Source organism: bacterium (genome assembly GCA_035703895.1).
In the GTDB taxonomy this organism is placed as follows: Bacteria; Sysuimicrobiota; Sysuimicrobiia; order Sysuimicrobiales; family Segetimicrobiaceae; genus Segetimicrobium.
The window spans coordinates 1-20,319 of record DASSXJ010000025.1; the positions used below are offsets into that span (position 1 = coordinate 1).

20 protein-coding genes are annotated in these 20,319 nt (G+C 63.3%); 19 read left to right on the forward strand and 1 reads right to left on the reverse strand.

Going from position 1 to position 20,319, the window contains the following annotated elements; genetic code table 11:
* The 6 genes from VFP86_01810 to VFP86_01835 form a co-directional block, all read left to right on the forward strand.
* Positions 1-526 (forward strand): glycosyltransferase family 1 protein (locus tag VFP86_01810; protein HET8998359.1); only part of this gene is annotated, 526 nt, incomplete at its 5' end.
* 6 nt (positions 527-532) lie between these two features.
* A complete protein-coding gene (locus tag VFP86_01815) occupies positions 533-1,804 on the forward strand; it encodes a glycosyltransferase (protein ID HET8998360.1) in 1,272 nt (423 codons plus the stop codon).
* A 74-nt stretch (positions 1,805-1,878) separates the two neighbouring features.
* The gene (locus VFP86_01820; GenBank protein ID HET8998361.1) at positions 1,879-3,351 is read left to right on the forward strand and encodes a nucleotide sugar dehydrogenase; all 1,473 of its coding nucleotides are present in this window, start codon (positions 1,879-1,881) and stop codon (positions 3,349-3,351) included.
* Positions 3,348-4,184, forward strand: coding sequence for a methyltransferase domain-containing protein (locus VFP86_01825; protein HET8998362.1), 837 nt, complete (start codon positions 3,348-3,350; stop codon positions 4,182-4,184). Before VFP86_01820 ends, VFP86_01825 begins: the two co-directional genes overlap by 4 nt.
* A gap of 19 nt (positions 4,185-4,203) precedes the next feature.
* A complete protein-coding gene (locus tag VFP86_01830) occupies positions 4,204-5,097 on the forward strand; it encodes an ABC transporter permease (GenBank protein ID HET8998363.1) in 894 nt (297 codons plus the stop codon).
* Between the two features lie 143 nt (positions 5,098-5,240).
* Positions 5,241-6,404, forward strand: a complete 1,164-nt coding sequence (locus VFP86_01835) for an ABC transporter ATP-binding protein (protein HET8998364.1) — start codon at positions 5,241-5,243, stop codon at positions 6,402-6,404.
* A gap of 180 nt (positions 6,405-6,584) precedes the next feature.
* On the opposite strand, the gene VFP86_01840 is transcribed toward VFP86_01835, so the two are convergent.
* Positions 6,585-6,839, reverse strand: coding sequence for a hypothetical protein (locus VFP86_01840; protein ID HET8998365.1), 255 nt, complete (start codon positions 6,837-6,839; stop codon positions 6,585-6,587).
* A gap of 276 nt (positions 6,840-7,115) precedes the next feature.
* On the opposite strand from VFP86_01840, the gene VFP86_01845 reads away from it, so the two are divergent.
* From VFP86_01845 to VFP86_01905, 13 genes are all read left to right on the forward strand, one after another.
* Positions 7,116-8,423 carry an FkbM family methyltransferase gene (locus tag VFP86_01845; protein HET8998366.1) on the forward strand — a complete coding sequence of 436 codons (1,308 nt, stop codon included), beginning with the start codon at positions 7,116-7,118 and terminating at the stop codon, positions 8,421-8,423.
* A gap of 1 nt (position 8,424) precedes the next feature.
* On the forward strand, positions 8,425-9,429 hold the full coding sequence (locus tag VFP86_01850; GenBank protein ID HET8998367.1) for a hypothetical protein: 1,005 nt from the start codon (positions 8,425-8,427) through the stop codon (positions 9,427-9,429).
* A 43-nt stretch (positions 9,430-9,472) separates the two neighbouring features.
* Positions 9,473-10,459: an NAD-dependent epimerase/dehydratase family protein gene (locus VFP86_01855; protein ID HET8998368.1), complete on the forward strand. Its 987-nt coding sequence runs from the start codon at positions 9,473-9,475 to the stop codon at positions 10,457-10,459.
* Between the two features lie 70 nt (positions 10,460-10,529).
* Entirely contained in the window at positions 10,530-11,651 is a 1,122-nt protein-coding gene (locus VFP86_01860) for a glycosyltransferase family 4 protein (GenBank protein HET8998369.1), read from the forward strand.
* Positions 11,648-12,463, forward strand: a complete 816-nt coding sequence (locus VFP86_01865; GenBank protein ID HET8998370.1) for a WecB/TagA/CpsF family glycosyltransferase — start codon at positions 11,648-11,650, stop codon at positions 12,461-12,463. Before VFP86_01860 ends, VFP86_01865 begins: the two co-directional genes overlap by 4 nt.
* A complete protein-coding gene (locus VFP86_01870; GenBank protein HET8998371.1) occupies positions 12,427-13,872 on the forward strand; it encodes an exopolysaccharide biosynthesis polyprenyl glycosylphosphotransferase in 1,446 nt (481 codons plus the stop codon). The genes VFP86_01865 and VFP86_01870 overlap by 37 nt, the downstream gene beginning before the upstream one ends.
* 251 nt (positions 13,873-14,123) lie before the next feature.
* A complete protein-coding gene (gene pilM / locus VFP86_01875; protein HET8998372.1) occupies positions 14,124-15,191 on the forward strand; it encodes a type IV pilus assembly protein PilM in 1,068 nt (355 codons plus the stop codon).
* A gap of 5 nt (positions 15,192-15,196) precedes the next feature.
* Positions 15,197-15,817: a PilN domain-containing protein gene (locus VFP86_01880; protein ID HET8998373.1), complete on the forward strand. Its 621-nt coding sequence runs from the start codon at positions 15,197-15,199 to the stop codon at positions 15,815-15,817.
* Entirely contained in the window at positions 15,814-16,446 is a 633-nt protein-coding gene (gene pilO, locus VFP86_01885; GenBank protein ID HET8998374.1) for a type 4a pilus biogenesis protein PilO, read from the forward strand. Before VFP86_01880 ends, pilO begins: the two co-directional genes overlap by 4 nt.
* Positions 16,443-17,219, forward strand: a complete 777-nt coding sequence (locus tag VFP86_01890; protein ID HET8998375.1) for a hypothetical protein — start codon at positions 16,443-16,445, stop codon at positions 17,217-17,219. Before pilO ends, VFP86_01890 begins: the two co-directional genes overlap by 4 nt.
* The gene (locus VFP86_01895) at positions 17,216-19,093 is read left to right on the forward strand and encodes an AMIN domain-containing protein (protein ID HET8998376.1); all 1,878 of its coding nucleotides are present in this window, start codon (positions 17,216-17,218) and stop codon (positions 19,091-19,093) included. The genes VFP86_01890 and VFP86_01895 overlap by 4 nt, the downstream gene beginning before the upstream one ends.
* 12 nt (positions 19,094-19,105) lie before the next feature.
* Complete coding sequence (locus VFP86_01900; GenBank protein HET8998377.1) at positions 19,106-19,807, forward strand: hypothetical protein; 702 nt, start codon at positions 19,106-19,108, stop codon at positions 19,805-19,807.
* A gap of 61 nt (positions 19,808-19,868) precedes the next feature.
* The coding region (locus VFP86_01905) for a prepilin peptidase (protein ID HET8998378.1) at positions 19,869-20,319 on the forward strand (451 nt) is incomplete at its 3' end.

The following is a 20,319-nucleotide window of genomic DNA, read 5'->3' on the forward strand; positions in this document are numbered from 1 at the left end:
ATCCAGTGACGCCGGGCGTGTGCAGGATGTTACGCGGCACGTTGCCTCACACGACAGCCCCCGCCGCCTCCCGGTAGACGTCCAGCGTCCGTGCTGCCGTCGCGGCCCAGGGAAAGGCCCGCGCCCGCGCCGCGCCCGAGAGTTGGGTCTCGGTGGCCACGTGCGCTTCTGCGGGTTTGTCCCCGACGGAGCCCTGCCCGCCCTGATCACCGGTGCCAGCGCGTTTTTGTTCCCGTCGCTGTACGAAGGGTTTGGGCTCCCCATCCTCGAGGCCATGGCCTGCGGCACGCCGGTGGTCACGAGCGACTGTTCGTCGATGCCGGAGGTCGCCGCCGATGCGGCCGTGCTCGTCGACCCGGCGCGCCCGGACGCCATTGCGGACGGCATCCGACGGGTCTTGGCCGACGACGCGTTGCGCGCGACGCTCAAGGGCCGGGGCGCGGCGCGGGCGCGGGCCTTTCCCTGGGCCGCGACGGCAGCACGGACGCTGGACGTCTACCGGGAGGCGGCGGGGGCTGTCGTGTGAGGCAACGTGCCGCGTAACATCCTGCACACGCCCGGCGTCACTGGATTAATGTGGGTCGGTCCGGCCTTCGAGGCCTCAGGCTACGGAGCCGTCTCCCGTGCCTTCGTGTTTGGTCTCACCGATGCAGGACTGCCGGTGCAGCTGCGCATCGTGGGGGCAGATGACCGGAAGCTTCTCGAGCCGGGGGTAGGGACCCGGCTTGTGAGGTTGCGTGGCACCGATGTGGGACCGTACCCCGCCGGGCTCGTGCATTACACGCCGGATTTTTATCCTCGTGTCCGCTTCAAAAATGTCGTGCGGCGAATCGGCTACACGATCTTTGAAACCGACCGGATCCCCGAGAATTGGGCCGTTGGGTCTCAAAGTATTGAGGAGCTGTGGGTCCCATCACGGTTCAATTACGAGACCTTCTCGGCTTCAGGAATCGATGCCGCGAAGCTGAGGGTGTTTCCGTACGGGGTGGACACGGAGTTTTTCAAGCCTGTCACAGATCGGCTGGAGATCGGCGCCCGCCGCGGATTCTGCTTCCTCTACGTCTTCCCGTTTGACTGGCGGAAGGGGTTTGATCTCTTGCTGGAGGCCTACTGCGCGGAGTTTCATGCACGTGATGACGTCACCCTGGTGTTGAAGACCCAGTCGGATCGGCATGCTGGGGCAGAACTCGAGCGGCTCGTCCGCGGGTGCCTGCCCGCCTCATTGGCCCGACGAACGGACCTTCCGCATGTCGCCGTCATCGCGCAGCGCATGGACGCCGTGCAGCTCCGCGCACTGTATAACACGTGCGACCTGTACATTTCTACGGAGCGCGCCAGTGGGTGGGGGATGCCGTGTATGGAGGCGATGGCGATGGGCAAACCGGTCGCCGCGATCGGCTGGGGCGGGAGCACCGAATTCATGAATGAGCAGAACAGCCTCCTCATCAGGCCGACCGGCCGGCTGGTGCCCGTTGATGAGCGGTTGGCTGAGCTGCGTCGGATGTACCACGGACACCGATGGGCGGAAGTCAAAGTGGACGAGGTTCGTCGTGTGCTCCGGCTGGCCTACGATCATCGGAGGATGCTCCCCGGACTGGCACGTCGAGGCATGCGCGATGTCAGAGACGCATTTTCGCAGGCGAGGGCGGCCGGCCGCATCCACGAGTATCTCCGTTCGTTGCCGGTGAGAACCGCCGGGCGCCCCAGTGTGGAGGTGCGTCGATCCATCGGGGCGAGACGCGTAGCGCAGACGGCCTTGGTGAGACTGAAAACCACTATGCTGAATCGCTTCGCCCAGAGATAGTACCGCTGCGCAGCCGTGATGCGCCGGCGTCTAAACGATGAAGCGTTGGGGCAGAAACCACTACAGGTGAGACGATGAAGCCTTCCCATGCCCCGGCATCAAGGGTTCTAGAAGAAGTTCCGGCGCGGACGACCCTGTCAGTCATCGGGCTGGGCAAGCTGGGAGCGTGTACTGCCGCATGCCTTGCGGCCCGTGGGTTTGACGTCATCGGGGTCGACATCAACGAGGACTCCGTCCGGGCAGTCAATCGAGGGGAAATGCCCGTCCACGAGCCCCAGCTCCAGGAATTCATCACCACAGCCGGTCCGAGGCTTCGCGCCACGACTCAATACGCGGACGCGATAGAGGCATCCGGCATCACGTTCGTGATCGTGCCGACGCCTGTACAGCCTGATGGCCAATTTTCAGACAAATACCTTGCGGAGGCGTTGACGCATCTTGCTCATGCGTTTCGGCGGACGCGAAAGCGATACCATCTCTTCGTGATCACATCAACCGTGTCGCCTGGGACGACCGATGAACGTCTCATCCCGTTGATCGAAAGAGTGTCGGGCAAAGCGCTCGGCAGGGATTTCGGCGTCTGCTACAATCCTGAATTCATCGCTCTGGGTAGCGTCATCCGAGACTTCTTGAATCCCGACATGGTGTTGATCGGTGAGAGCGACCGCCGCGCCGGAAGTGAGTTGGCGTCGATCTACCGGCACGTCTGCCAAAACGAGCCATTGATCGCACGCATGTCGGTCGTGAGTGCCGAGATCACCAAGATCAGCCTCAACGCATACGTGACGATGAAGATCAGCTTCGCGAACACACTGGCGAGCATCTGCGAGGCAATCCCGGGTGCCGATCTCGACCGCATCACGGAGGCGTTGGGCGCCGACCGACGGATCTCTCCCCATACACTCAAGGGTGGCCTCCCGTTCGGTGGTCCGTGCTTCCCGCGGGACAACCGCGCGTTTGCCGCGTTTGCCGGTCGCCTTGGCGTGGACGCGGAGTTGGCGAAGGCGTCTGATGAAATGAATGGAGACCGGGCCGAGCGCGTCGCCGATTTCGTCCTGCACCAGCTCTCGGCCGGCAGCCGCCAGAGTGTCTCGATCCTCGGTCTCGCCTATAAAGCCAATACTCCCGTGGTGGAAGAGTCTCCGGCCATACAGATCATCCAGCGGTTGTTGAAGAAACGCGCCGGCATTACCGTGTACGATCCTTTGGCTCTCGACGGCGCGCGGGCGGTGTTTGGGGACCGGATCAGCTACGCGAGATCGGTGAAAGAATGCGTGGCTGGCAGCGCTGTCTGTGTCATCACCACACAGGCAGAGGAATTTCGATGCATCGACCAGAGTTATTTTTCGGACACGCCTGCCGTGGTCGTCGACTGCTGGCGGATCCTCGATTCATCGAAACTGGGGCCCTGTGTCAAGTACATCCCGATGGGCATGGTCCCATCGCCGTCTGCAGGGGGAAGGACTTCCCCGGGCCCGCGTACCCACCTGGACTCATTGCAGAACCCGGGCGGTGGGGTGCGAGTAGCGCGGCGCATGGCACGATGAACACGGGAGGATTCGCTTCGACTCCCATTAACGAGGTCGCCGAGTACTGGAATGCGCGGCCGTGCAATATTCGGCACTCGCCTAAGCCCTTGGGCACACGCGAGTACTTCGATGAGGTGGAGCGCCGTAAGTATTCCGTGGAGCCGCACATCCCGAAATTCGCTGAGTTTGATCGTTGGCAAGGTAAGCGAGTGTTGGAGATCGGGTGCGGCATCGGCACTGATACTGTGAATTTTGCCCGCCATGGAGCGCGGGTCACAGCAGTCGATGTCTCAGGGCAGTCGGTGGGGATTGCAAGGCGTCGCGCAGAAGTGTATGAGCTGGAGGATCGGATCAGATTTTACGTGGGCAATGCGGAAGAGTTGTCCGATTTTGTTCCTGTGGAAGCCTATGATCTCGTCTACTCATTTGGTGTCATTCATCATACTCCGCATCCTGAGCATGTCATTAGGCAAATTGGGCGATATCTGTGTCCAGGGGGCACGCTCAAGATGATGGTCTATCACAGGCGATCATGGAAGGTCCTCAATATCCTGCTTGTTCGCGGTCATGGCCGATTTTGGGCTCTCGATGAGATCCTAGCAACGTATTCGGAGGCGCAGATCGGTTGTCCGGTAACCTATGCATATCTCCCTCGCCATATCCCGATGCTGCTGGACCGATTTCGGATCCGGGAGATCAGCATTCATCACATCTTCCCCTATCAAGTACGGGATTATGTGCAGTACCGGTATTGCAAGGCATGGTGTTTCCGGATCATGCCGGAGCCGGCCTTCCGGTGGCTGGAGCGGCACTTCGGGTGGCACATGTGTGTGACGGCCGAGATGTGTTGAAGGAACAAGCTTTCCAAGAATGAATACCGTCCTCGAATCCGATCAACAGAGACGACATTCCGGCGCACAAGCGGACGGCAGCCGGGAAGTGATCATCCGGCGCACGCGCGGGTTGCGATTTCTCGACCTTAGAGAACTGTGGGCCTATCGGGAACTTGTTTTCTTCCTGACCTGGCGAGACGTCAAGGTGCGCTACAAACAGACCATCATTGGGGTTGCCTGGGTAATTCTCCAGCCTCTCGCCATGGTGGTCGTGTTCACTCTGCTCTTTGGCAAGCTGGCGAAGATGCCCTCGGCTGGCGTTCCGTATCCGTTGTTTGCTCTCGCCGCTCTGGTGCCCTGGCAGCTGTTTTCGCGCTCTATCTCGGAATCAACGACCAGCCTGGTCGCGAACCAGCAACTCCTCGCGAGGGTGTATTTCCCGCGGATCAGTGTCCCATTGGCGACGACACTTGCGGCAACTGTGGATTTCGCCATAGCGACCGGGCTGCTTGGCGTCTTCATGGTCGTCTACCGAGTTGCCCCGACACCCGCCATGATCTGGTTTCCCGCTTTCGTATTGCTCTTACTCATCACCGCGCTTGGGGTGGGCTTCTGGCTTTCTGCGCTAAATATCGAGTATCGAGATGTCATGTACGTCGTGCCCTTTCTGAACCAGTTCTGGTTTTTCTTGACGCCTGTCGTGTATCCGGGTGGTTTGGTCCCGGCTCAGTGGCGCGTCCTCTATGGGCTCAATCCGATGACAGGAGTGGTAGAGGGGTTTCGCTGGGCCCTTCTTGGCACCGGTGAAGGCCCTTCGCATATGCTTGTCGTGTCCGTGTTCATTTCGTGCTGCCTCTTTATTAGCGGGATCATCTGGTTTCGCCTGAGGGAACGGACATTCGTCGATGCCGTCGGCGGCGGGGGGCGATAGGCGTGTCCGGCCCTGTCATACGGAGCGAGGGGCTCGGGAAACGATACCCCATTGGTGAGCTGCAGCGGTACAAAGCACTGCGCGATGTGCTGACACAGCTAGTCTCCGCACCATTCCGCATGGCCTTCAGCGGTCGGACTCAGATGGCTGCAGGGCGCGCATCGCGCGGATTCGTTTGGGCGTTAAGAGACGTGTCCTTTGAAATCGATCAAGGTGAGGCCGTCGGGGTCATTGGGCGCAACGGGTCAGGCAAGAGCACGCTCCTGCGGCTCCTTTCACGGATTACCGAGCCGACGGAGGGTCTCGCTCGGGTCCGCGGCCGGGTCGGGTCCCTCCTGGAAGTGGGGACTGGGTTCCATCCTGAATTGACGGGTCGCGAAAACATCTACCTGAACGGATCTATCCTGGGCATGAAAAAACGTGAGCTGGACGGCAAATTGGACGAGATCGTGGCGTTCGCCGAAGTAGAGAAGTTTCTCGACACTCCCGTCAAGTTCTATTCAAGCGGCATGTATGTGCGACTGGCGTTTGCGGTCGCCGCGCACTTGGAACCGGAGATCCTCTTTGTTGATGAAGTGTTGGCTGTCGGAGATGCGGCGTTTCAAATGAAATGTCTGGGAAAGATGGCGGAAGTGGGGACACAAGGGCGCACGGTCCTCTTCGTCAGCCATCAGATGAATGCGATACGAAAACTGTGCACGCGCGTACTGTGGCTTGAAACTGGACGCGTGAAGATGTTCGATTCGACGGTGAAGGTGGTGAGCGCCTACGAGACAGCGCTTTCCACTGTGCGCATGGGCGAGTCGAGAGCGGAAGATACATCCGGCCATGTCGCTGCGAGGTTCCTGGGTTGGGAGATTGTCGATCACCAGGGAGAACAACCGAACGTGCTGGCGACGCAGGGGGCTGTGAGGATAAAGTTCATCGTCCAGGTCAACAAGCCGATTCGGCGCGGACACCACGGGATCGCGCTATGGAGCAGCGACCACCAACTGATGTGGGGGTGGTCGACGGATCACCTCGATTTGGCCCCTGGCGTTCACGGCCTCGAATACGCCCTCCCGGGCCTGCCATTGAAGCCTGGGTCGTATTCCTGGAAAGTGAGTCTTTACAGTGAGGGAGCGCTGGTGGACGAATGGTACTGCGTGCCCGAGTTGATCATTGCAACGCTCCCTTTGACGCATCCTCGAGACGAGTGGTCGGGGATCCTCAATATCCCCTGTGAATTACGTGTTCTCGCAGCATCGTCGAGTGAGAGCCCGTCCCGGGACACCAGGGTCCCTGCGGCCGAGCTCGCGGGAAGGTAGCGACGCGCAATGATGCCGACGCAAGTCCACAAGCATCCTCCACTCTCCACCGAATCCCAGTGCCCCCAGCGGACGTTTTCCCCCCCGCGGCCCGAGAACGTCAACGACCAGTCAGAGCCTGGACTGGCGGTCTCGGTTGTCGTTCCGTGCAAGAACGACGCTCGATACCTTCCAGCCGCCCTAGAGAGTATTCTTACCCAAAACTACCCTCTTCTGGAGTGCATCGTCGTAGACGGCGGCTCTACGGATGGGACACTTGACCTCCTCAAGCGGTATGGCGATAGGATTCGGTGGCTTTCCGAGCCTGATCGCGGCCCATTCGACGCCATCAACAGAGGCTGGCAACTCAGCAAAGGTGAGATCCTCGCCTGGCTGAATGCTGACGATCTCTGGGAGCCTGGCGCCGTCCGCACCGTGGTCGACTTCTTTGAACACTCACCGGATGTTGACGTTGTGTACGGGATTGCCCGCGCGATCGACGAACATGGACGGGTCCACGGGGATCTTGTGCCACGCACGTGGGATTTGGAACATGCGCTTCGTTCTTGCCACCACGTGATCTTTCAACCCGCCTCCTTCATGCGTCGCCGAATTCTCGAGCAAGTCGGGTGGCTCTATCCTGCCTGGTGCCATGATCATGACCTCTGGTTGCGAATCGCACGAGCCGGCGGGAAGTTCGCTAAGCTTCCCGTTCGGGTTGCGATGGACCGCGTGCGGTCCACCAATTGGGGTGATAGGCCGGAGAACCTCATCCCGGGCAAGCTTGCGTTGACCCAGCGCTTTTTCGCCGATCCTGGACTGCCGCCAAGACTCAGGCGCCTTCAGCGTCGAGCGATCAGTGGGGCCTATGCGCTCGCCCTCGACTACCTTCGAATCGCCAAGCCTCGGGACTGGCTACCGGCCGCTCGCTTCTTGGTGCAAGCGATCGCGGTGGATCCAGGAAACACCCGCTTGATCGGTGAGCGGCTGATGCAACTCTTCCGACGGCGCATCAAGTCGCTACTCTCCTGTGTCTTTAAGCTCCGCTCCAAGATATTGGGCGCAAGCATCACTTGGCGCATGATGCGACTGGCTCTTCCACGAGCGGTATCCAGCCAGCCACCGCAGCACCCGCCGCTTTCGCTATCAGAACTGCCGCCCGAGATCCACGGGACCCCATCCACGTTGCGCCGAATCCCCGGCTGGCACACGCATTGGGGCGTCGATATCCCGTCGGATCCCCTGCTCTCGGGGCGTCTCGCCCTGTGGTCTTCCCTAAAGGGCCCCGTGCTCATGCGGTGGGTTGCCGATCTCCTCATCGCCGTCTGGCCCGGTAACGAGATGTCACGCGTCCTGTTCCTTACAGGAACCTATGAGCCAAACGAGCTGATCTGGCTAAGCGAGGAGCTCACCAAGGGGATGACGGTGATCGACGTCGGAGCCCACATGGGTCTGTACTCGATGGTCGCGTCCAGGCTCGTGGGGGAGTCAGGCTTGGTCATCGCCCTGGAGCCGAGCGCCCGGGAGTTCCAGCGACTCGCCTTCCACGTCACACTCAATAACCTCCAGAACATCCGTTGCATCCAGGTGGCCGCCAGTAACTCCATCGGGGAAGCCAGCCTGAGAATTGCCTGGGAGTGGAATTCCGGCCACAATACCCTTGGTACGTTCTTCCATCCTGCGGTGGTGACGGCGAGGGAGGAAGGCGTCCGCACGCAAACTATCGATGCCCTGGTGGCCACCCAGCGGCTCGAGCGCGTGGACCTCGTCAAGATCGACGTCGAGGGACACGAGCTGAAGGTGCTGGCAGGGGCAGTCGAGACGCTCACCCGGTTTCGACCCCGTGTCCTGATCGAGGTGTTCGAGGAGGCGCTTCATCGTCAAAGGGCTTCCGTCGAGGCGGTTTTGGCCTTCTTGGAAGGGTATGGATACGCGCTGTACGAGTTCTCCGACCTGAACGCTGAACTGGTCCCGTTGTCACAGCCGATCGGCACCAGGAGCCGAAACGTGGTTGCGCTGCCTCGAGGCTCGAGGGTTTAGGATGCTCACACTGTTTGCGATTCCTAAGCCCTTCCGAGACCAGGTGGGGGTCATTCAGCGTAACGCCATCAAGAGCTGGGCGATGCTCCGGCCGGCCTGCCAGATCGTCCTCTTAGGCGACGACGAGGGCACGGTCGAGATGGCGAAGGAGTGCGGCGCACGGCACGTGCCGGAAGTGGCTCGGAACGAATTTGGAACGCCGCTTCTCGACTCGGTGTTTGCGGTGGCGGAGCGCGTCGCCACGAACGACGTCCTCTGTTACGTCAACGCCGACATCATGCTGATGAGTGATTTCACGGCGGCGGTCACCCGGCTCGCCGGCCAGAAGCGCTTTTTGATGATAGGGCAGCGGTGGGACGTCGATATCGACGCACCCTGGGACTTCGAGGAACGAGATTGGGAAAACCGCCTCCGATCCTACGTCTCTAACCACGGTGCCTTTCGCGACCCGTATGGTCCAGATTATTTCGTGTTCACTCGAGGACTCTGGCAAACTTTACCGCAACTCGTCCTTGGACGGTTCTTTTGGGAGTATTGGTTGATCTTCCGCGCGCGTTCGCTGAGCGTTCCCGTCGTCGACGCGACTCCTTGCGTCATGGCGATTCACCAGACCCATGACTACACGCATGTGAAACCAGGCGTCTGGGGCCCTGAGACGCGGCGAAACGTGGAGCTCGCCGGTGGACCCGAGCATTTCTTCACCGTAGGTGATGCCACGCATATCTTGACCCGGCAAAGCCTCGATCCGGTCATGCCAAGCGATTTGAAGGCTAAGCGTGCCTACTATCGCAGCAGGATACTTGCCAGAGTTGGCATTGACCATTACGTTGCTGCGGACATAAGAGCAGCGTGGAAGGCCTGGGTTCAGGCGGTGACGGCAGACCCATCCGTTGTAAGCCCTCGGCTGTTGCTACTCATGGCCAAGTCTCTCTTAGGGTCGCGGATGTTGCGCTGGTCCCGCCGGTTACGAGGCCGTCATAGTCCGCGGCTCACGGGGACGGCATGAGGCCCGCGCGGGTATCGATGATCCTGCCTGGAGGAGAGGTCTGGTGAGCGCAAAGATTCTGGTCACCGGCGCGGGGGGGTTCGTCGGACATCACCTGACGGCCTCGCTGAAGCGCCGCGGGTGCTGGGTCCGCGGCGTGGATATCAAGCGCCCGGAGTATGAGGCGACGGCCGCCGACGAGTTCGAGCTGCTCGACCTGCGCCGCTGGGCCAACTGCCTCCAGGCCACCCGCGGCATGGACGTGTGTTACAATCTGGCCGCGAACATGGGGGGGATCGGCTTCATCACCGAGTACAAAGCCGAGATCATGCGCGACAGCGTCCTCATCAACACGCACATGCTCGAAGCCGCCAGGTTGAACGGGATCGGGAAATTCTTGTTCACCTCATCTGCCTGCGTATACCCCGGCTACCGACAAAATGTGCCCGAGGTGGCGCCGCTCAAGGAAGCGGACGCGTACCCGGCCGATGCCGAGGACGGGTACGGGTGGGAGAAGCTCTTCACCGAGCGGATGTGCCGGCATTACTATGAGGACTACGGCCTCAGCACGTACATCGTCCGTTTTCACAACATCTACGGGCCGCTCGGGACGTACGACGGCGGGCGGGAGAAGTCCCCGGCCGCGATCTGCCGGAAGATCGCGCTGGCGCAGGACGGAGACGAGATCGAAATCTGGGGCGATGGCCGGCAGACGCGGTCCTACTGCTATATCGACGACTGCGTGGAGGGCATCGGGCGATTGATGGAGACCGAGGAGCACGAGCCGGTGAACCTGGGGTCGGACCGGCTGGTGACCATCGACGAGCTGGTCGACATCGTCGCGCGGGCCGCCGGGAAGCGGATCGTCAAGCGCTACGATCCCACAAAGCCACAAGGGGTGCGCGGCCGCAACAGCGACAACACCAAGCTGCGGCGCGTGTTGGGGTGGGAGCCGCAAGTCTCCCTGGAGGAGGGGCTCAGCCGGACCTATCATTGGATCCGCGGCCAGTTGACCCGCACCGGTCGGCTCCGAGAACACCTATTGAAGTGATCGACAGTGGATCGTTGTCGGTCAGCCTGATGGTGCGTGGTGCCGTGGCACCATCGTACGCGAAACCTCGATGAAGATTCTCCACGTCGTCCGGCAATTTTCCCCATCGGTAGGTGGCCTCCAGAGTGCGGTGACGGCGCTCTGCCGGCGTCTCCAACGGCGCGGGCATGAGTGTGAGGTGGTCACGCTTCGGAGGGTATGGCAGAACCCTCAGGCTTTGCCGTCCACTGAACTGATCGACGGCCTCCGCGTCCACCGCCTGCCGTTCTTGGGAGGACGGCGGTACTTTCTCGCGCCGGAAATCTTGCGATTTGCCGGGGGTCACGCGGTCATCCACGTCCATGCCATCGACTTCTTCGTCGACTTCCTGGCGGCGACGAAGTGGCGCCACCGCACCCCGATCGTCGTCACCACGCACGGCGGTTTTTTCCACACCGGCTGGGCGATGACGGCGAAGCGCATCTACTTCCGCACCATCACACGGTTGGCCTTGACTCAGACGGCGCGGGTCATCTGTGTCAGCGGGCAGGACGACCGGCTCTTCGCCCCAATCGTCCCTGCGCGCAAGCGAGTGACCATCGGCAACGGCGTCGAGGACGCCTTCTTCGATGTGAGGAAGTCCGTGGACGCAGGGCTGCTGGTGATGGTGGGACGCATCGCTGAGCACAAGGGCATCGACCGCGTCATCGATCTTCTTCCCGAGATCCACCGGCAGGTCTCAGATGCCCATCTCGTGGTCGTGGGGCCGGACTGGGAGGGCCTGCAGGCGTCCCTCCGGGCGCGGGCCCAGGCCAGGGGGGTGGCCGAACGGGTCGTGTTTGCTGGCGCTGTTGATCGACCGGCGCTCAGGGATTACCTGGCCCGGGCGCACCTCGTCCTCGCCGCGTCGTCATTCGAAGGGTTTGGCATCGCTGTGATCGAGGCGATGGCCACGGGAAGCCTCGTCATCGCAAACGACATCGAGGCCCATCGGGAACTCATCCAGCAGGACCACAACGGCATCCTCGTCGACTTCGCCGATGCGGAACGTGCCGTCCAGACCGTGGTCCGCACCCTCCGGCTCCCGGTGGAGCAGGTGGTGGAGATGGGCGAGCGGGCGCGGCAGGCGGCGTTGCGTTTCTCCTGGGACCGAGTGGTGGACCAAGTAGAACAGGTGTATCACGAGAGCGTGCCCGGAGCGGTTGGGCTTTGATCGCGGACGCCGGTTGGGTTCTGGACGGAGACGCCCCGCATCCCGCACGGGTCTGCATTGGAGAGCTCCGCTTCGACAACCTCGACCTGTTCCAGTCTGTGGCCACGGTGGAGCAGGCGCTCGTCCACGGCCGCCGAGGATACGTCGTCACCCCGAATGTGGACCACCTGGTGCTGTACCGCGACTGCCCGGCGTTCCGAGCCGCATGCCGGGGAGCGGCCCTCAGACTTGCTGACGGGATGCCAATCGTGTGGGCCTCCCGGCTGATAGGGCAGCCGCTCCGGGCGCGGGCGGCGGGCTCGGACCTGTTCCCGGCGCTGTGCCGGATGGCGGCGTCGCGCGGATATACCGTCTTTCTGTTGGGCGGCGCGGCGGGCGTCGCCGACCAGGCGGCGGTCCGCGTGGCCGCCCGCTTCCCGGGACTCCGGATCGCCGGAGTGTATGCGCCTCCAGATGGCTTCGCGCACGAGGGTGAAGCGGCCGAGGCGGCCGTGCGCGCCGTGAACGCGGCAAGGCCGTCGGTGCTCTTCGTGGCATTGGGAACGCCGAAGCAGGAACTCTGGGTGCACCGCCATTGGAGCCGGCTCGACGCGGGCGTGGCGTTGTGCTGCGGGGCGGCGTTCGATTTTGTCGCCGGGGTGCAGATCCGGGCGCCCGCCTGGATGCAGCGGGCCGGACTCGAGTGGTTGTGGAGGCTGGCGCGCAACCCGCGGCGGCTCTGGAAGCGCTACCTCGTCCGAGACGCGGCGTTTATGGGCATATTCCTGAAGGAATGGTGGAGCGCGCGGAGCCAAGCTTTTCACAAGAGGTAGCCGACCGAGCGCTGTGGCATTCGGGTCAGCGAGGGTTCTCGTCGGCCGCGGCGCGGCTCTTCTCGCTGGTGGTGCTGCTGGCCGCGGACCTCATCGTGCTGGCGTTTGCCGTAGGGGTGGCGGTGGCGATGCGGGTGTCGATGCTGCCCGCCCTTTCGCGGGCGTTCTACCGGCCGACCTATCCGCTGAGCCACTACGTGGTGCTGTGGTGGGTGCTGTTTGCGTACGTCGGGGCGATGGCCTACGCAGGTCTGTACACTCGCCGCGACCCCTACTGGGAAGAAGTGCGCCGCTGCCTCCTCGCGGCGACGGCCGGGACGATCCTTGTCTTTGCCATCCTATCGGTCGCCAAATCCAGCAACGACGCGTCGCGCCCGGTCGTCGTCCTGGCGTGGGTGGTCCTCCTGATCACGCTGCCGCTCGCCCGGGGGGCGGTGAAAGAGGCCCTGTTTGTCGCAGGGCCGTGGCGCAAACGGGCGCTGCTCGTCGGCAGGGCCGCCATCACCGCGGGGCTGGTGGATGCGTTTCGCCGCCACCGGACGCTTGGTTACGAGGTCGTCGAGGTCGTCTCGGACCCGAGCGCCGCCCCTGAGCGGGCCGTGCAGCTCGGCGCCCGCGAGGTGATCCTGGCCACTCCGGACTTGGATCGTGCACAGTTTCTCCAACTCATCGAGCGATTGCGCGACGTTGCGGAAAACATCCTCATCGTGCCGGATCTCGCCGAAGCCCCCGTACTCGGCGTGGAGGTGCTTGGGCTGATGGAGGATCGCGCCCTGCTCCTCCGCGTCCCCAATAATCTATTGAAACCCTGGAACCTCGCGCTCAAGCGGGCATTCGACCTCGTCGTGGGAGGCGTGCTCGGCATCGTCCTCCTCCCGTTCATCGCCGCGCTCGCCGTGGCAGTCAAGCTCGATTCCCTCGGGCCGGCATTGCACGTCGAGCCCAGGATCGGGCGAGGGCGTCATCCATTTGCCTGCTACAAGTTGCGAACGATGTATCAGGATGCCGACAGGCTCCTAGAAGCCTACCTCGACACTCATCCGGAAGCGGCCCTCGAGTGGGCGCGGTACCGAAAGCTGCGGGCGTATGATCCACGCGTCACCGCTCTCGGGAGAATTCTCCGACGAACCTCGCTCGACGAACTTCCTCAACTCATCAACGTCGTTCGGGGCGAGATGAGCCTCGTCGGGCCGCGGCCCTACCTGCCCCTCGAGATGGCCATGCTCGAGCACGATGGCATGTGCGGCGTCCGCCCCGGCATGACCGGCCTCTGGCAGGTGAGCGGCAAGAACGCGCTGGAACTGCGCGAGCGGGCGCGGCTCGAACGCTGGTATGCCAACAATTGGTCGCTGTGGCTCGATGTGATCGTGCTGGCGAAGACCGTCCCGGTGATCGCGCGGTCCCGATGAGTCTACGGCGCCGGGCTGGGCCCGGGGTGTGTCGAAAACATGAGTCATATGTGTCTAAGGATCGGGTGTTTGCGGCATATGATGGAATGAGTCACGAGGAGGCAGGGAACGCGTCCTTCCAGTTTTTCCGCGTTGAAATGGAACGTCATATTGACTTGCCCTAGAACGCCTGTTCGTCAATCGGATGGCAGGACAGTTGAGCCGAAAGGTCGAATAAGGGTTCGGGTTATCCCTCAAGGAGGCCGCTGCGAATGGGCTTGTTCGGGAGCCGGTCTTCGATCGGGTTAGACCTCGGGAGTCATACGCTCAAAGCCGTCGAGGTGGTTCCAGCCGGCGGGGGCTCGTTCAAGGTCACCCGCCTGGGGGTGGCCCCGACGCCGGTCGGGGCGATCACCGACGGCGTGGCAGCAAGCGCCGACGCACTCGGCCCCGCGATCAAGAGCCTGCTGTCCACCGCGGGGATCCGCGGCAACCGCGTGGTGACGGCACTCGGGGGCGAGGCCGTCATCGTCCGCGAACTGAAACTGCCTGAAATGCCCGACGCGGAACTCGAACAGGCGGTCGCGTATGAAGCCGAACGCTACCTCCCCTATGGGGTTCGGGATGTCAGCCGGGATTTTCAGGTTCTGGGTAAGGCGCCCGAGGAAGGGCAGTTGGAAATCCTGCTCGTGGCCGCCCGCAAGGAGGTCGTCAACCGTCAACTCGCCGCCCTGCAGACGACCGGTCTGTCCGCCGGGATCCTCGATGTTGCGCCGTTCTCGATGCTTCGTGCGGTCGGCCATCGGAATGGCCATGTGCCCGGGACTGTCGTGTACGTGGATCTTGGCGCGGAGAGTTCCGACATCATCATTATGGAAGGGGAGCGGCTGCGCCTGGCCCGGAACATCTCCACGGGGGGCAACGCAGTCACCAAGGCGATCGCCGAAGCCTTGAGCCTCGAGCTCCCCGCCGCCCAAGCGCTCAAGGAGGACCGGGCGCAGCTGCTGCTCGAAGGGCAGCAGCCCGAGGATCCCACGATCGTCCATCTCCACGACGCCATCCTGCCGGTGATCAACAGCATCTTCACCGAGGTTCGCCGGTCCCTTGACTACTACCAGACGCGGTCGCGGGGGCAGGCCGTCACCAAGGTCGTGCTCACCGGCGGCACCGCCAAGTTGCGCAATCTGGCCCCGTTCCTGAGCGAGGAACTCGGCCTCCCCGTGGAGGTCGGCAACCCGTTCGCCACGTTTAGGACGGAGGCGGCGTTCCCACAAGAATATCTGAACGACATTGCTCCGATGATGGCGGTCGCAGTCGGTCTTGCGCTGAGGGGGGAATAACCACGATGATAACGATCAACCTCCTAGCCCCAGGGAAACGCCGCCCGGCGGGCCCTACGCCGGGAACCGTTGTGGCGATCGGAGGGGTTGTGGCGCTGGTCGTGATCCTGGCCGCGTTCTCCCTGTACTTGGGCAGCCGGGTGTCGCGGCTGCACTCTGATCTGAACACTGTCAACAAGCAGCTCGACGCCCTCCGCCCGGTCGCGCTGGAGGTCCAGCGGCTCGACTCGTTGGTCAGGAATCTCGAGGATCGCCAAGCGCGGCTCAAGACGCTGCTGGCGATGCAGCTGCCGGCCTCTTCGTCCTTGGAGGCGATCAAAGCCGTCATCCCGAGCGATGTCTGGTTGGTCAACGTCACCACCCAGGGGGGAGGACATAACGTCCTCTTCGACGGCTATACCTTCACGTACAAGTCGGTGGCGCGCTTCATGGTTGCGCTGAGAGACACAGATCGTTTCCGGAACGTGGATCTCACCTCGACCTCGAAGGACAGAGTCGGCGAGCGTGAGGTGGTGAAGTTTCAGATCACCGGAGAATTGATCACCGGACCGTCCAGGGCCGAACACACCACGCCGCGCGACCCCCTGGCCCGGACCGCCTCCTCTGTCACGGGAGGATCCCGATGAGACCGCTGGTCCCGCGCGAGAAGTTGCTGTTGTTGATTGTGGCCCTCCTGGTCGTAGGGGTGGGGTTCTACTACCTCATCTACTCACCCAAGATGAAAGAAATCAACGTCGTCTCGCTGCAGCTGAAGACCAAGCAGGCGGAGCTCACCCGCCTTCAGGCGGAGGCCGCGAAGAAGGACCAGCTCGAGCGCCGGCTGCAGGACCTACAGCACCAGGTGGCGGAGACCGAGGCAAAGTTGCCATCGAGCAAGGAGATCCCGACATTGCTGGTCCAACTCGAGGGACTGGCGGCGCAGGTCGGCGCGAACCTGACCCTGATCCGTCCGGGCCCGACGCAGGGCCAGGCCCAGGGACAGAGCGGACAGCCTCCTCGACCCGGGGTCACGGCATCTCCCGCGCCTGGATTGGGCCTGCAACAGTTCAACCTGGAACTCAACGCCGAGGGCACCTTTGACAAGGTTCAAAGTTTCGTCCGTGGGATCGAAAACTTTCCGCGATATATTGCGATGTCCGACCTCAAGATTACGCCGCTCCCTCCCAAACAAGGCGAGAGCGCAGAGCGGCCCAGACTGGCCATCGGGCTCTCCGCGGTGACCTATTTCGTGCCCGAAAGCGGTGGAGGACGATGAAACCGCGTATCCCCAAGAAAGCGTTGGTTCCACTCTCGGTGGCGAGCACGCTCGTCGTGCTCGTCGCCGTGCTGGCGTACCTCGGCATGGCGGGTAAACCGTCACAGCCACAGTCGAGACCGGCCACTCAAGCGTCGGCCCCACTGAGGACGGCGCCGATCGTTCCGCCGGCGGTGACCCCTGCCCCCGGCGTCGCGCGCGGCGCCGGGACGACCCCAGTCGCCAAGCCGACGCCACCGGGCGGTCAAGTACCGTCTGGGACGATGGCTCCGGCGTCGCAGCCGCAGACATCGAAAGTGGCCGCGGGTTCGCCCCCTGGTGCGACCCCCCCGGGCAAGCCTGGACCGGCCGCGCCCGGGGCCAGCGCACCGGCCGGGTCTAAAGCCGATCCTGAGGTGGCCGCGGTAGGGACGGGGCAACGGGGACGCGCGGATCCGTTTTCCCCGCTCGCCGTACCGGAGTCACAGCGTGCGACGCCGGGGCCCGTGCTTCCACCCGTGCCGGGAGTGGGGCTTCCGATGCCTCCTGGCTTCGCCACGCCTGGAGGCCCCGGCCAGGCCACACCTCCACCGGGAGCCGGGATGAGGGTAGCGGGGATCATGGGATCACGCCAGCGAGTCGCCATCATCGAAGCAGAAGGCCAAACGTACATCGTCGGGGTGGGAGAACGCGTGGGCGATGCCGTCGTGATCTCGATCCTGCCCGATAAGGTCGTTATGAAGCAGAACAACACAACGTTCGAACTGGGTTTTGGAGGTGAGCGATCATCATGACCATCCCGCTGCGGGGTGCTGTACGATCCGTCTCGATCGGACTCATGCTCGTCCTCACGCTCGCGCTTTGGCCGGCCTTGCAGGCCCAGGCGGCGTCGTTGAAGGTGACGGGGGTGACCCTCAAGGAGGCCCCGAGCGAACTCCAGGTTTCTATCGTGGCGACGGGACCCGTGCGCTACCAGACCCGCGACATCCAGCCAAGCTGGATCGTCGTGGATATCCAGGGCGCGCGGCTCGGCATGCCCGCGGGGGCGTTGCCCCTGGTGAAGGGGCTCATCAGGAAAGTGCGCGTGGGCCAGTATACGGATGATGTCGTGCGGGTGGTCGTGGAGCTGAGCCAGCCCACCAAGTTTCGTCTGACCCCGGCGCCCGACAACACCGCGATCCTGGTGGGGATCACCCGTGATGCTGCGGCGCAGCCCGTTGCCGGCAAGGCGCCCGCAGCCCCGCCGGCCGTTGCGATGCCGGTGCTGCCTCCTGCTCGGGCGGAGATGGCGCAGTTGCCCCTGCCGCCGGCGACTCCGGCTCCGGGCGCTCCCAGGCCGGTGCAGGCCCCGGGGCCGTCGGCCGCCGGGACCATCTCAAGCCAGGGATTGATCAACCTGGAGCTTCGCAACGCGCAGATCGTGGACGTCATCGCCGCCCTCGCGAAGCTGGCCAACGTGAACGTCGTCACGGACTCCAGCGTGAAGGGCACGATCACCGTCCGGTTGATCAACGTGACCTTTGAGGACGCCCTCCGGTTGGTGCTGGAACCGAACGGTCTCGCCTACGCGACCGTCGGACCAAACATCATCGTCGCCACGAGGGAAAAGCTGGCGCGGCCCGTGCTCCGGCAGTACCAGGTGGCGAATATGCAGGCGGGCGCGTTTGCGGCCCAGTATCTCCCGCTCGTCGGGCTCAAGAAGGAGCAGATCGTCATCGACGACGGGACCAACTCGCTCCTCGTCGTGGGCTCGGTCGAGGATCAGGCCAAGATCGCGGATCTCCTGGCCCGGGTGGACAGTCCGGCCGAGCGGTCGGTGACCCGGGTGATCAAGATAAACTACATTGACGCCGCCACGTTCGTCGATCTCTTGGGGGCGCGGTTGCCGGACACGTCCAAAGCCGCGAAGGTCGACAAGGTCAGCAACTCGATCGTGCTCACGGCATCGGCCGGCCAAATGCAGATCATCGACGCCCTGCTGCAGCAGGTGGACACGGCGCTGCCGCAGGTCATGGTCGAGGCGATGGTCGTCGAAGTCCCCACCTCGGTGACGAAGAACCTCGGGGTAGCGTGGCAGGTGTCCACGCCGTTCACGTTCACCTCCACCGGCGGAGCGTTCGTGGTGCCTTTCGCGCCGGCGGTGGGCATCACGGCACCGGCGGTGCTGGCGACCCTCAACACGTTGATTCAAGAGAACAAATCCAAGCTGCTGGCCAACCCCCGCCTTGCCGTTCGGGACGGCGAGACGGCGAGGATGAACATCGGCGACAAGATCCCCTTCCAGGTCATCAACGCGCAGGGCGTGCCCTCCGTGGTGATCATCGAAGCCGGCGTGAAGCTGGAGATTACCCCGCGGATCAACGCGGACAACTTCGTGAGCGTCAAGATGCACCCGGAGGTGAGCAGCATCAAGACCGCCCCCGCGCCCAACGTGCCGCCCACAATCGCGACGCGCGAGGCGGACTCGTCGTTGACGGTCAAAGACGGGACGCCGATCGTGCTGGCGGGGCTCATCCAGAAGAACGACATCCAGACCACGGTGAAGGTGCCGCTCCTCGGGGATATCCCGATCATCGGGTGGCTCTTCAAGAGCGTGTCCAACGACAAGTCCGAAAACGAGGTGATCTTCGTGATCACCCCGCATATTCTCCAGAAGCAGGGGTCGTGAGGGGTGGTCCGCGTGCGCACGTTGCTCATCGCCATCGCGCTCAGCGCCCTCCTGGCAGGGGGGGCCCGGGCGGCCGTGCCTCCCTACGATGCGACGAAGATCTATCCCAATGAGGCGGCGTTCATGGCGTCCATCAAGGTCTACCAGGACGCGCTGGCCGCGAACCCCCGCGATGCCGATGCGGCATACTGGCTGGGAGATGCGTACTGGGAAGCCTCAGTCTACTACCGGAACGGCTCCATCCCCTACGGGGCCGATTACCTAGACAAGTCCATTGCATCGCTTGAGCGGGCCGTGAACATCGACGATAAATATCTCGCGGCATGGCAGTTGCTGGCGATCGCGTACCCAACGCGAAAGGCGCCCCGGCCAGGCAACGCCTTCTTCTCGCAGGCGCCGTCCGACTACGACAAGGGGTGGGCGGCGACGCAGAAGGTGGTCGCGCTCAGCCGGGATCCCGCCGCGGCCAACCGAGGGATCCCCCGCGCGGGCACGCGCAACGCTGAGGTCGCGATTCGGTACCCGGAGCTCCCGATCCGCGGGGTGAAATTCAATCCCGCGGACCTGCTCGTCGTCGGCGACGCCGATTCCAAGCTCCTCTACCAGTACCCCTGTTCCGCGCTTCCGCCCATCGCCCATCCTATGCTGTTCCTTTCGAAGCGCGAGGCGTTCGACCGGGGGTACCGGCCGGCCACGGTGTGCCCGCCCCGGTGATCCTCTGCGCCGGCTGGCCGGCGCGGTGGGGCTCGGGTCCGGAGTAGCGAGGCGTTTGGCCGTGGTACTCATCGCGCTGGCCCTAGGCCTCATTGTCGGGAGTTTTGCCAACGTCGTCATCTACCGGTTGCCCCGTGGGGAATCGGTGGTCTGGCCTGGTTCGCACTGCCCCGCCTGTCAGTCGCCGATCCGTTGGTACGACAACATCCCGTTGGTGAGCTTTCTCTTCCTCGGAGGGCGATGTCGCGGATGCGCGGCCCCGATCAGTCGGCGCTATCCGCTTGTGGAGGGGCTGGCCGGGGCGCTCTTCGTTCAAAGTGTCTTGACCTTCGGCGTGAGCCTCCGCGCGGCTGAGAGCATGATCCTGGGGTCGCTCCTGCTCATCGTGTTCTTCATCGATCTCGATCACTACATCATCCCGAACCGGATCACCTACCCGGGCACCGTCGTGGGCCTCGCCTTCACGGCCGCGTTGGGGGGGTGGCGGGCCGCCGCGATCGCCGCGCTGACCG